The 13,222-nt window shown below is 34.9% G+C and carries 8 protein-coding genes and 1 tRNA gene; 4 read left to right on the top strand and 5 right to left on the bottom strand.

What is annotated here, in order from left to right; genetic code table 11:
* Positions 1–125: 125 nt before the first annotated feature.
* The 3 genes from EDM02_RS03120 to EDM02_RS03110 all read right to left on the bottom strand — a co-directional run bounded on the left by EDM02_RS03120 (position 126) and on the right by EDM02_RS03110 (position 2,239).
* Complete coding sequence (locus tag EDM02_RS03120; protein ID WP_260215034.1) at positions 126–602, bottom strand: metal ABC transporter ATP-binding protein; 477 nt, start codon at positions 600–602, stop codon at positions 126–128.
* A gap of 3 nt (positions 603–605) precedes the next feature.
* Complete coding sequence (locus EDM02_RS03115; protein ID WP_260215033.1) at positions 606–1,448, bottom strand: metal ABC transporter solute-binding protein, Zn/Mn family; 843 nt, start codon at positions 1,446–1,448, stop codon at positions 606–608.
* A gap of 95 nt (positions 1,449–1,543) precedes the next feature.
* On the bottom strand, positions 1,544–2,239 hold the full coding sequence (locus tag EDM02_RS03110; RefSeq protein ID WP_123663022.1) for a metal-dependent transcriptional regulator: 696 nt from the start codon (positions 2,237–2,239) through the stop codon (positions 1,544–1,546).
* 671 nt (positions 2,240–2,910) lie between these two features.
* On the opposite strand from EDM02_RS03110, the gene EDM02_RS03105 reads away from it, so the two are divergent.
* Entirely contained in the window at positions 2,911–6,408 is a 3,498-nt protein-coding gene (locus EDM02_RS03105; RefSeq protein WP_123663020.1) for a sodium:solute symporter family protein, read from the top strand.
* A gap of 173 nt (positions 6,409–6,581) precedes the next feature.
* Here the strand turns inward: EDM02_RS03105 and EDM02_RS03100 are convergent, their stop codons facing one another.
* Positions 6,582–8,066, bottom strand: a complete 1,485-nt coding sequence (locus tag EDM02_RS03100) for a hypothetical protein (protein WP_123663018.1) — start codon at positions 8,064–8,066, stop codon at positions 6,582–6,584.
* A 596-nt stretch (positions 8,067–8,662) separates the two neighbouring features.
* On the opposite strand from EDM02_RS03100, the gene EDM02_RS03095 reads away from it, so the two are divergent.
* From EDM02_RS03095 to EDM02_RS03085, 3 genes are all read left to right on the top strand, one after another.
* Positions 8,663–9,274, top strand: a complete 612-nt coding sequence (locus tag EDM02_RS03095) for a DUF502 domain-containing protein (protein WP_123663016.1) — start codon at positions 8,663–8,665, stop codon at positions 9,272–9,274.
* A 44-nt stretch (positions 9,275–9,318) separates the two neighbouring features.
* Positions 9,319–9,408, top strand: a tRNA-Ser gene (locus EDM02_RS03090).
* Between the two features lie 588 nt (positions 9,409–9,996).
* Positions 9,997–10,977 (top strand): hypothetical protein, encoded by a 981-nt coding sequence (locus EDM02_RS03085; RefSeq protein WP_123663014.1) that lies wholly within the window; start codon positions 9,997–9,999, stop codon positions 10,975–10,977.
* Positions 10,978–11,037: 60 nt separating this feature from the next.
* Here EDM02_RS03085 and EDM02_RS03080 read toward each other — a convergent pair whose 3' ends face one another.
* On the bottom strand, positions 11,038–12,837 hold the full coding sequence (locus EDM02_RS03080) for an AAA family ATPase (protein ID WP_123663012.1): 1,800 nt from the start codon (positions 12,835–12,837) through the stop codon (positions 11,038–11,040).
* Between the last annotated feature and the right edge of the window lie 385 nt (positions 12,838–13,222).

Raw genomic sequence — 13,222 nt, 5'->3', positions numbered from 1 at the left:
TACATCATGGGGCGAACTCACATAGTGAGGCCGTTGCAACAGGCCGATAGTATAATTTTTTCTATTTTTCCAGTATTATTTTTTGTTATTTTTTTTCATTNACAGGTACATCATCTTGGTCTTTTTTATATAATATTCAGTTTACTTTCCAAAAACCTCTGGATTATTAGCATATTGCCGACATTCCGCACAAAAACGCAATAAAAATCATTATTTATTTTGTTCAGTAGTAGTNNTATTACTTTATCTGTTTTGCTAGGCCGCTCAAAAAATCCAAGCCTATTGTATCTGCCTAAAAGGGCAATATCAAAAACAGAAGCAGGAAAATCCCAATCTACCGATTCCTTTTGCGGTACATAACTAATGCGTTTTCTTACTTTATGGATAGGCTTTGCAAATAATGTTATTTCACCTCCTTGGTAAGGAATAAGCCCCATGATAGCCTTTAGTAGGGTAGATTTGCCAGCCCCGTTGGGGCCTATTATGCCAATAATTTTATGTGATGGCAATGCAAAATTAATTTTTTCTAGCACAATTTTGTTGTGGGTATAGGAAACCGTTAAGTCCTTTACCTGTACAGTAAGTTGTTCTGGATTTTTCATCTCTTATTTTAATGCATTAACAATTGCTATAGTATTGGCTTTGATCATACCACAATAACTTTCTGCTGGGGTACCAGCTGCACCGAGTGCATCTGAATAGAGACAGCCTCCTATCTTTACCTTATGCCCATAATGGGCACAGCCTTCTAATACAGCGCGCATTGATTTATCTGAAACAGAAGTTTCAAAAAAAACTGCTTTAATATTACGTTTTAAAATCAGCTCTACAATGCGATGAATATCTTTTAATCCACATTCAGCTACAGTAGAAATTCCTTGTAAACCCACTACTTCAGTATCATATGCTTTGCCAAAGTAACCAAAGGCATCGTGTGCAGTAATCAGTACCCGCTGTTGGGCTGGAATGGATTGCATTTGGGCAGTAACTTCTTGATGTAGTAATGCTAACGTTTTTAAGTAAGCAATCGTATTTTCTTCATAATAAGCTGCTGATTCGGGCCGTGCTTCTTGTAATTTTTGACTAATAAAAGCAACTACCTGTTTCCATAGCCTTACATCAAACCAGATATGAGGATCTATACCAATAGGAAAAATATCTTCATATATAAGCTGTGTTTTATGAAGGGCATCACTAGCAGCATAGACCTTTCTTGTTTTGGCCATTTTTTCCAATAAATCGGTCATTTTACCCTCTAAATAGAGTCCATTATAAAAGATCATATCAGCATGTATAAGCTTCTGAACATCTTTATGGGTAGTTTGATAGGTATGGGGGTCTATACCAGGGCCCATAAGGCTAACTACCTCTGCATCCTCTTTAACAATATTTTTAATAGCATCTCCTAGCATACCTGTAGTCGTTAGAATAGTAAATTTTCCATCCACAGACTTGTTAAAACATGAGGAAAATAGTAGCGCCACATACAAAAATAGACTTAAAAACCAATTTGGTAATCTGTAAAGCATACAGATTGGACCCTTCAACTTATTGCATACACGAAGCATAATATTACAGAAAGTACAGTTACTAAAATATGATCTGTTATTTTACGAGATATATTAATTTTATTGTGATTATCAATGATTGCATCAATAGAATCATCAAAGTGTATCTTTTCGACAACCGTTATTTTAGTTCCTAGATAAATATTTCTTTTGCCAAGATATTGTAAAAAAGTAGTAGAATCATCTTTAATAGCACTTACCATTCCACTTACTCCTTCCGCTACATTTGTAAGCAATAGTCTAGCTTTACTTATAACTTTTCCATCAGCAGTCGGAATAATTATGCCATGAGGACTACAACAGGGATAGTTAAGAAAATGATCTAACCGATCTATCAACATATCCGAGTCAATATGTTCTAATTGTTCTGCTACCTCATGTATGGAATTCCATTCAAACTTTAACTTATCTACTAAAAAAACCTCCCAGAGCAAATGTTTGCGTACAATCTTTATAGCTGATCTCCTACCCATTTCTGATAAGCTTACACCCTGGTATTTTTGATAGATAACCAATTGTTTACTATGTAGCCTTTGTACCATATCGGTAACGGATGCAGCGCTTGTATGTAAAAATTCTGCCATAGCCGTAGTTGAAATAAGCGTTTCTTTTCCTTCAGCCAGCGTATAGATAGCTTTTAAATAGTCCTCTTCGGAATGCGTAAGTCTCATAAAAATGTAGTGTGTACCATTGAAATACTAGGATTAGACGAATTTAAATAAATTTTTAGACAAACCTAATTATTAAAACAGCTTTTTCTTATTTTAGATAAGAGGGATTTCGGAGTTTTAATTTTACCCGTTGTGCTTAGGTAAGTCTAAATAATAATTTAGTCTTACTTAAAATATTATTTAAAACTTAAAATCAACCATAAATTAGATTCTCTTAGGTCTTTTTATAAAGACAATACAGAAGAGGCAACAGAGCAATGGGCCATGCTACTACAAAATAGCCCGTGTTACGTTTGAGAAGAGCACCATGCTAAAATAGCATATAATCGTTGGAAAGCCGATTGCTAAAAAGAACTCAAAAAGTAGCATAACGCCACTAGCAGATAGCCCTACCCACATATACATATATACCAAATATTATTTGGTAGCTATTTAATACATTCCTATTATCAATATAAAAAATAAAAATATTAAACAATAACTTTAATAAAAATAGAGTCATAACTGCCCTTCTCCATCGAAATACTTTTACTGAAACCAAATAATATATTTTAATAAAATTATACAAACTCATTATCATAATAATATATATAAATATTAAACTTTTACTTTAATAAATAAAGAAGAATACGACTATTTTATTTGCACGAATAGATAGAATAGGATAGATTATGTTACAGCTGTTACGCATTAAACAAATGCGTATGTATAGTGCACATAACAATATGATAAGCATTGATTTAATAATTATAGGCATATTCTTAATCATAACGTTTTCCATTGGGATTTATTATGGTAGAGGCATCACAACGTTTCAAGATTATGCGGTCGGGAGTAGAAAAATGTCTACAACAGTCATTCTCATTTCCTTAATAGCCACCATTTATGGAGGTAAAATTTTGGATTATAATCTGTTTTTCTATTATTATGAGCCATGGATTACAGTGGTATTCTTTTTAATACAGAATCCAGTGGATACCCATTTGTTCTCCAGATTTGTAATCATAAGAATGCAGGAATTCCTAGGCCATCTTTCCATAGCTGAATCTATGGGCAGTATTTACGGCCCAACGGTGCGAGCCGCAACAGGAATCTGTGGTATCATAAGAGCTATAGCACTATTAGCCATTCAGATCAAGATTGGGCTAAGTATTACTATGCTATTGCCTGAAATACAGGCGTATGTATCCTATTCAACTGTAATTTTAGCCCTATTATTTATTAGTTATTCCACATTCGGAGGGGTTAGGTCTGTGGCACTAACAGATGTTTATCAGTTTTTTCTTTTTACTCTTTGTTTCCCTATTTTATTTTTTGCACTCTTATATAATGTTAAAGATCCAGTAGCTGGCTGGCAAAAACTCAGGGAGATGCCACAGTTTAATATTAACCAGATGTGTATATGGCGTTGGGATTATTCCCTAAAAAAGGAACTATTTGATGATTGTATCGCACTATTTGCAGCAATGTTTGATCCTGCACGTATGCAACGTTTCTATATGGCGCCTTCTATACAGAAATCAACAAAAATTTTTAACAGACTTTCGATAAGCCGTATCGTACTTATTATTGTTTTTTTTAGCATTTCGGTAGCTTTACATGTAGGAGACCATGTTATCAAGCCCAATCAGAACGTACTCCATTATATTATTGAGTGCTCTTACTTTCCTGGTATGCGTGGCATTTTAGTAACAGCTATTATAGCATTGCTCATGTCTACCGCTGACTCTCAATTACATGTTGCTTCTGTTTTATTTGCAAATGATATATGGCCTATAGTAGCTGGTTCAGCTAGGCATAACAAGCCCTCCCTTACCATTGTACGTATGGCTTCTCTTTTTATAGGCATTATTGGTATGGTGGTTGGATTGCATACGACTAGTATTGGACAGTTGGTAACTAAAACGATTTATATTTATGCACCAGCTGTGACGATTCCCTTCCTTATAACTTGTTTTGGTTTTAGACCCCGCTCTGCTGCCGTATTATGCACTATGGGTGTAACTACAGCCATAATGGTATATCGTGTGTTCTATAAAGATCAAGCCATACTTGCAAATCAAATTTGCTTTTCACTGGTTTTGAGCGCATTTATTTTATTTGTTACGCACTACGTGCTCCCTAAACGCCCTCATACCGGCTGGGTGGGCATCAAAGATCGTAGCCCGGTGGATTTGCAAAATCAAGCAACCCAACGCTGGTGGCAAGAGCGGTTACAACAGCTTAGTCTACCATTTACCCAGGCATACCGAAAAAGCCTTTTTCCCAAAAAGGAAAGTACTTTTATACTATTGGGTATCCATGCAATTCTAAACAGCATTGTAGCACTTTGCTTTATGCACAAAGGTTACTTTATACCCTATGTATATGGCTATATGGCGCTAATGGCTATTGGGACTACTTTGGTCATCTATCCTGCCTTCCATTCCTATAAAAAAGGAGACGATAGACTTCTTCATTTAGTATGGCCAGCGTTATTATTTATATTGCTTTTTGTTGCCAGTATACAATTGGCAAAATTAGGTCATTTTAGTCCTATGGTCTGCGCACTGTTTATATTTAACCTAGGCTTAGGGATAGTATTGTTATCTTTAGAAGTAAGCATCGCAATGCTCTGTATAGCTCTGATAACGCATGCGTTTATTCCACCTAGCGTCCCTTTTTGGAATTTATTTTTGGCTGGCTATAAAAGTCTTTCTGTAGAACTAGTTTTTGCTATGATCCTTATAACGGTTGCGATCGTAGGTCTTGGTACCTATAAATACTTACGCGATAAAGCTAACGCTAAACTCAAAATAATAAAACTTAGGGGAAGCTACGAGCGGATTATCGCTTTAGAGGCTATCTATAACCATGCGAACTGGTCCAGATTAGATATGACCTATGGTAGCAAGCTATTGCAGGCAATAGGTGAAATAATGCATGGCCAAAAAGACGAAACTATTAACCTATTACTACATAAGTTGTATAATTTTAATGACTTATTACTAAGAAGGGTCAAATCAGATTGTAATTTAGAGTTAAATGAGCAAGCAATAAAACCCGTAATCATTGAACTAGCTATTTTAAAAGTTCTTAGAGCTATGCGGGACCTAGGAAAGCCTATGCAGTTGCTTGTACGCAACCCAACAAAAGTAACAGAACTGTTAGCAGATCCAACGCTTTTTGAATGTTTTTTAATCCTAAACTTATGGGAGATCAGCAGATGCGTGCAAGCTACCGATCATATTGTTACGCTAACCATTGCTGATACTGCTTTACGTTACGATTATGCTATAGTTAACTACGCAGCACTTACCTTACCAGCATTGGCCTTTTTTATTAGTACAGATGTGAGTACGCAAAATACATTGCCAGTGTACGATATATCTGACGAACCAACGTCTATTCATGTACCTAAAACAGAAAAACAGTTCTATCAAGCGGAGAGTAGACAAATTGTGCAAGCACATGGTGGTTATATGGAATTAATAGAAACCAATGAAATTGTAACCTGTCTTTATGTATTACCTCTAGATGGCCAAAAGGTAATGCGTTTTAAAACCTATGATCCTGCTGATTTAGTAGCTGGCAAGCTAGCTGAAACCGCTGAAAGTTTAGCGCAAGAACAAGAATTAGTGGAATTGCTTACCAAAGAGACTACGCTGGCCAAAGAAACAGTAGAAAAGACCATTACTTTTATTAAAAATGCGCATGGACTTGTGTCACGCAAATCGGGAAGTCCCTATTATACCCATCCTATGGCAGTAGGTAAAATTCTTTTAGAGGTCACCAAAGATCCATCCACCATTTTAGCTGGATTGTTACACGATGTAGTAGAAGATACACCTATTACGCTAAACCAAATAGCACTTATGTATGGTCCTGATGTTGCCTCCATTGTCGATATGGTAACTCATTACAATACGAATGGTTATCCATGGAAGCTAGATGATAAGGAAAATAAAAGTATACTGGAGCAGTGTAAAGATATTCGGGTCATTGAGGTAAAACTTGCCGATAGGCTCCACAATATCCGTACCTTGCATGCGCGCAAATTAGTGGATCAGAAACGCATAGCGCAAGATACCATGACATTCTACATTCCATGGGGGGAGAAACACAATATCTCTAAAACGTGGTTGGAAGAGATGCGTTCTATTTGTAAGCATATACAAGTCAACATGTAATCTGACAATAGGTTAGCCATCCTATGCACATTGTCCCCTAAGTTGCGACTGTATCGGTTTCTTACGGCTAATCTCATAGTATCCATTCACATGTGTGGTTTAAAAGATATTCTGTATTTTGCTATGCCAAATTCTACTTTGTTACCCCCATTCATAAAATTTTACGCACACATTTATGCTTCATCTTCATCTACCTCATCCCATTCATCTACCTCATCCCAATCGTCTCCGTATGTTTTTTCATCATAAATCATCTGATCATATAGATGACCTATTAGTATCTTTAGCTCATTTTCACAATAAATTTTCCATACTGTTTGATGTAATGCTTGTACGATACCATCAATTATTTGGTTCTTATTGGCCGCTTTTAGTGACCATTGTGTCAATATTTGCTTTGCTTTAGAGAGTATAGGGTATAACATCTCAAACGCATCTACTGCATCTTTTACTAAGTTTTCCTCTAGATAATCATTTTTATTAATATATTGTTCGTTAATTCTTGTTACTATATATTGCTTAATGGCATCTCGCATATTATCCATGATATCCTTGTTATCTATTTTTAATGTATCATTCATAGCATCAAGTTTCTTAGACATTGGTATATAATACTTATCGTATTTCTCTATGATCATGAATAGATCCTCTGCGATAAATTGGGGTTTATCTGTGGGCGTTGGATCTGTTATCGCTTGCTTATCAGAAGTACGAAATCTATTATTGAATTTTTCTTTTATTTTATATGCTACATATTTTATATTAGAGTCATGATTTTCTAGAAGATTTAGTTCAAGTTTATTGAAATCCATATAAGATGCTAGTATAGGGCCAAGCATATTACGTGCATAAGATTCAGGCATGATTTGATTCTCTTTTTCTTTTATACCAACCATTTCTTTTAAAATTTTATCAAAATGTATCGGTTCTAAGAAATCTTTTACAGTCTTCAGTATATATTTAAACATATCTATATACTCTTTTCTTGGTACATCTGCTTCTAGGAGTAAATAGGCGGCTGCAAATACAGAATAGCCATTGGCATCTAATTCAAAAAGCTTATTGATAACCTGTTCTTTAGATAAAACCACCCTTTCAATAAATAGTTTTTTAAATTCTTTTTTGTTACGCTTATAAGCAGCTGAATGCAACGAAGTGTTCTTTACCTCATTTTGTATACGTTTCTGCAAACACTGTTGTATCCTTTTTGGAAGCGTGTTTATAATCTGCCTAATCTTGTAGCACTTTTCTTTAAGGTGTGCTCTATTACTCAAATTTGAGTCCATGGCTGCTACTTCTATATGACTCTCTAGTATGGTGCTAATTTTTTCTAGATTACCAGACTCTATGGCATCCTCAAGCAACTTTATATCGTCTTGTGAAATGGTACTAATTTTTTCTAGATTAACAGGCTCTATGGCATCTTCAAGCAACTTTATATCGTCTTGTAGAATGGCTTTAGGCTCGGTAAGTGGTACCTGTTGTTGATAGCATTGCTTATCTTTTTTGTCAACAGAGTTTTTTTTTAGGCTATCTTGTAATTTATTTGGGTTGCAAGTTTTGGACTGTAAAGCAATTAAAAGTGATAATATGGTTGTCTTTTTTAATGGAATATTAGGCATGAACGTTTTATTGGTTGTATATTTTTTAGGTGTCATAGTTATTGTTATTTTTAATGATAGTTAGGTATACGTTAGACTTCCCTAAAACTTATATTTGCTTAATAACATAGGCTATAAGAAACCCTGTTCGTATACTGAGTAGTGTTCTTTAATTCCCGACTTCCTACCCTAGGTAAGATGTAACTATAGTTATATGGTATTAAAAATACATAAACCATGCAAGGTTTATAATGCAATTTTTGCGCTTGTATGTTTGAATAAACTGATAGTGCATTAAATATATGTTTTCGCAGAAGATCTAATGTTTATTGAACCAAACAGACTTCTTTCAAAACTAAAACACAACATCCATAATTGTGCATGGAATCAGTCTATTTGTATTATACGCATTTTCCCTGTTGTCTTTCTACTTCTGTTGTTGCTACTGCTTTTTTATTTATTAAAGTAAACGTTTAATATATAAATATTAAACCCTTACTTTAATAAATATATCATACAGTATATACACATTACCATTGTTTCGTATTATATTTTTTCGTAAAATTAGCCTTGCGTAGTTCTAAAAACTGCATAGTTCTAAAGACGTTAGGATTTTTTCATCCTAACTTTTTATCTAATTTTCATGCTAAATTATGCAAACGGAACAATCGATCATTAATCGACTTATACTCTACTTTTTTAGAGGGCTATTTTTAATAGCCCCATTGGGGGCAACGCTTTATCTCATTTCAGCTTTATTACAGAAAATAGATGGAATAGCTAGTTTTGAGATTCCAGGATTGGGTATATTTATTGTAGTCGTTTCTATAACCTTATTAGGGTATGTAGGCACCACCTTATTCGTTAAATCTGCATTTGGATTTACAGAGGCGTTGATCAAAAAAGTTCCCTTTATTGGGATGCTCTATTCATCTTTAAAGGATTTTACTTCGGCTCTTGCCAATAGCAAACCAAAGTTTAATAAACCTGTTCTACTATTGATGGATCCAAATACCCAAGTTTATAGAATAGGATTTATTACAAGAGCATCCTTAAAAGTTCTTTCTATGCCTAATCATATAGCGGTTTATTTGCCCCATTCTTATGATTTTTCCGGTGTACTGCTTATAGTTCCTTCTACATTGGTTACACCTTTGGATTTACCAAGTGCTGAAGTAATGAAGTTTAATTTTTCTGGCGCTGTTACACCACTAAAAAATGTGCATGGTGCAGATGCTTCGGTAGATGAAGATGAAGATGAATAATGCAGGTGGTTTATTTTGAATATTTTTTGATGGTAAATATTTTTGGAGGGTTGGCAGAGTGGTTTAATGTAACGGTCTTGAAAACCGTCGTATCTTAGCTGATACCGAGGGTTCGAATCCCTCACCCTCCTCCACGCATTTTTCCCTTTCTTATGCTTTTTAGTTAATCAAAAAATCTATAAAAATCAAAGCCCTCTGCTTCCTCCTTACTAAACTCCATACAGGGTTACAAGATTTCCTATTTGTCTGGCATCTTTTTTCATATATTCATAACGGACACATAAATTTAGGAAGTTGGCAAAGTGCGTAATTTTAGTTCAAACTACGAAAATTTGGTGGTATACCGCTTCAGGATTCAGCATGCTTTTTTATGATTCAGTTGCACACTGATATAAAAAATATTTAATAGCTATTATTATTTTATCTCCTACTAGTGTGTGTAGCCTACTACGCTCCAAAATTATGATCCCGAACTGACGTTAATTAGATAAATTTTTCACAACTAGCTATTATGCTTATGTATATATCAATAAAACATTTACAAGAAGGTGCATTATGTTTTGTTTCGAGGGAACTGTAATACTGGATATGGTATTTTATACTACATTATTTCGTATAATTGTGTACACGGAACAATAAAACTATTAAGTAAGATAGAAATACTGCACTTAATTAGTGCGTGTGTGATGATGATAGTATAGGGTATATAAAGTAAATGAAAAATGAACAATTATTTTAGTGATATAGCGGGTCTGCTTATATTAAGCGGAACCATTGCTGCTTGTCAATCTACAGCTAATAAGCATAACATGGGGTTAAATAATTTACCAACAGAAATTCAACAAAAAGTGTATAATCATTTACATAAGCAAGATGCACTTATGATGCGTCAGGTTAATAAAACAAACGCCTCATGCATTGATGGCATTATGAGCAATTACTTTTCTCGTGAAAATCCTTTTATTGTACATATAAATCCCTCTAATAACTCCTTGGATATTGCTGGTACACCTCACGCTGCTCATTTAACTGCTACCTTTGAGCAGCTGTTAACATTTTTACAATATACAGGTATTTCCCATATATGGTACATAGGGGATAGGTATGGACAAGATGTAAATAGATTGTTAGAACTGCCTTTTTTGAAATCATTACACATAGGCCATGCATGTAAAAGTAAAAGTAAACCTAATACCGATACGCCAGCTGGTGGTGAAGTATTGTCTGTAGATCCTCAATTAGACAGATTATCATTGCTTAGTTTAGAAGAAAACCTAGCTGAATTACCGACCTCATCCACTTCTAGGGTCTATGAATCTTGGAATGCACCAAAAAGTCGTTCAAAAGAATCTAGTGCAATGTGTGCACATGCCAATGATAACCAAGAAATGGCTATTGAACATGTACAGTCAATTGCTGATGCTTTACGTACACATCCATCACTTGAAGTGATTAGTTTTTCCATGCATATTGGAAATGAAGGTATTAAACTATTAGAAACAACATGTAACCATAATCAAAAAGTTGAAATAAATTTAGCTGATGGCCAGACTATATCCAAGCATATGTTAGAAATAGAAGAAAGATTTCAAATAGAATTAAAAGAAATAATTCAAAGAAGTCTAAAGGGGGATCAGAGTGATGAAGACAGGGAATGGGAATATCACAGTCATCATATTGTGACAACAAGCTTCAATTGGTAAAGTATACAAAAAGTTCTAGGGTTCTGATATTAAGAAATATTTTTTTGGTTACTTTTTTTATCAAGAAAAAAAGTAACGAAAGGTTACTTTTTTTCCACAAAACGCCATAGCCATATGGGTTATCTTTTTGATATGGTCATGCGTTTTTAGCGCAGCAGCATACTGCTTGTTTTTTATTTGATGCAAGCCTTCTTCTGCCATAGCATTTAAATCCTTGGGATCTTTGGCTACTTTGTGCTCAATAATCCAAGCATGGTCTCCATATTCTGCTCTAGCAATGAGGAGATGGTCACACCTGCCATAACCTGCTTCTTGGTTGGAAACAATATGGTAACGGTTGATTAAAGGTGCGAGTAAGCCACCTATTAGATTATGGTAGTCTCTTTCTTGGCTCAAATCATGGTAACTGGTGGCGTTTAATAAGTAAGCTTGAAGCTTTGCACCAAACGCATCCATTTGGTTGCTGGTTAATAGCTCGATAAAGTTATCATAGCTATCCATGCGCATGTTTAATTTTTTATGCACCCATTTAATGACCCTTTCTATATAGATACCGCGCACTTCTTTGTTTGGAATGGTTAAATAGTAACGTGGTTCTTCTGCCGTAGCATCATGGCTAAGCATTGGATTGAGGTAGCCGGCAAAGAGCAACAAACTATAAAATGCATTTGGATTTGTTTCAATTTCTTCCAGCCAAATTTGCCGATTCAGCATTTTGACAATGCTTTTACCTTCTAATAGCTTTTTAATATCTTCCTGAATCAGGTCATCCAGTAACACCTTATTTACCAATCCTGTACCGCCACTGTCCAACCAATAGTAATCTAGTATACCTTCACTGGCTAGACATTGCATGATAGACCAGGGATTGTAAATTACTTCCCCTCCAAAAGTATAGCCATTGTACCAATCTTTAATTTTGGCTGGTGCCGTTTGGGTAGGTACTTGCGTAAGTAGCTTATCCACTTCTGCTTGGGTAAAGCCGTAAAATTGCGTAAACTTTTTATCCAGTAGGGTATATTCCCGCACATTGTTTAAATCTGAAAAGATATTTGCTTTTGCAATGCGCAAGATACCGGTGATCAATCCTTTTTCTAAATAAGGATTGCTTTTTAAAGCACTACCCAGCATGCCCCGAAATAACTCCAATACCTCTTCAAAGGCTTCTTTTTGCTGACCAAATTTGATATAGGCATAATTGATGGGCGTATCGTATTCATCAATGAGGATGTATACTTTTTGGTTAAAATGTTTGTAGAGCAGTTCGCTTAAAAAGACTAAGCCGTCTTTAAGCGTTTCTTTATTTAGTTTCCCTGTAAAAAAGGAGGCCAACTTTTCTTTTTGAATTTCATCTAATGAACAATATTTATCTTCCGTGATATAACGTTTTAAGTAACGATGTTGTATAAATACTTTAATGAGTTGATTTTTTATACCTGCTTCTATTTCTTGGTAGCTATTTCCTTTAACATCTTTAAGGTTGAGTAAGATAACTGGGAACTGTCCTTGTCGTTTGATGGCATGGGTATTATCGGCAATTTTTAAAGGATACAGCATTTTGGTTTCACCAAATCCTAGATTTGCTTCACCTCCTATAAAAAGCAGATGGTTGTGTTTATCTGTTTCAGGTAGTGCTTCCCCTTGCTCATTCACTTCTATTTCAAAGAACTTGCGAATCATATCCATATTCAAACTCTTTCCCCAACGTCTTGGTCTGGTAATGAGTATCACTTCGCTGCTTTCTTCTAATAAGGCCTGGATCATCAGGCTCTTATCTACAAATACATCGCTATGCAACAGTAAAGTTTTAAAATCATCGGTACCGGTTCTGATATGCGGAAAGGTAGAGCTGTTTGCCATTTATTGCACTTGAATAAGCTTATAAGTGTTTGAAAAATTAACGCATGCCTTAACTCGTTATGAATTTAAGTAAATTTACAAGCAAGCATACAACATGATGGTACGTTGGTTCAAATAGGCTTCCGTCGAAAGATATACATTTACTTGTCAAGTATACATTAGACCTCTTTCATAACATTCTTCTTGCTATGTGCATGTGAACGGATATAATAGGGACCACCCACGTGAACGGATACAGACTTTCTACAAAATGATTTTTTAGAGGAAAGCATAAGACTTATTTCATAATATTATTAGTAAAAGTTGTTCAATAAACAAAAAAATAAAGTAAGGAAAGAGGTCTAATAGTTTATTTTTGTAGAAGATCTCGTGAACAGTTCCGGTG

The organism is Candidatus Cardinium hertigii (assembly GCF_003788695.1).
This window is presented reverse-complemented; position numbering and strand designations above follow the sequence as displayed.

Excerpts from the sequence above, each read along its gene's own strand:
- EDM02_RS03095 (WP_123663016.1), top strand. The coding sequence starts at position 8,663 with ATGCAAACGGAACAATCGATCATTAATCGACTTATACTCTACTTTTTT.
- EDM02_RS03080 (WP_123663012.1), bottom strand. The coding sequence starts at position 12,837 with ATGGCAAACAGCTCTACCTTTCCGCATATCAGAACCGGTACCGATGAT.
- EDM02_RS03105 (WP_123663020.1), top strand. The coding sequence starts at position 2,911 with ATGTTACAGCTGTTACGCATTAAACAAATGCGTATGTATAGTGCACAT.
- EDM02_RS03100 (WP_123663018.1), bottom strand. The coding sequence starts at position 8,066 with ATGACACCTAAAAAATATACAACCAATAAAACGTTCATGCCTAATATT.
- EDM02_RS03085 (WP_123663014.1), top strand. The coding sequence starts at position 9,997 with ATGAACAATTATTTTAGTGATATAGCGGGTCTGCTTATATTAAGCGGA.
- EDM02_RS03110 (WP_123663022.1), bottom strand. The coding sequence starts at position 2,239 with ATGAGACTTACGCATTCCGAAGAGGACTATTTAAAAGCTATCTATACG.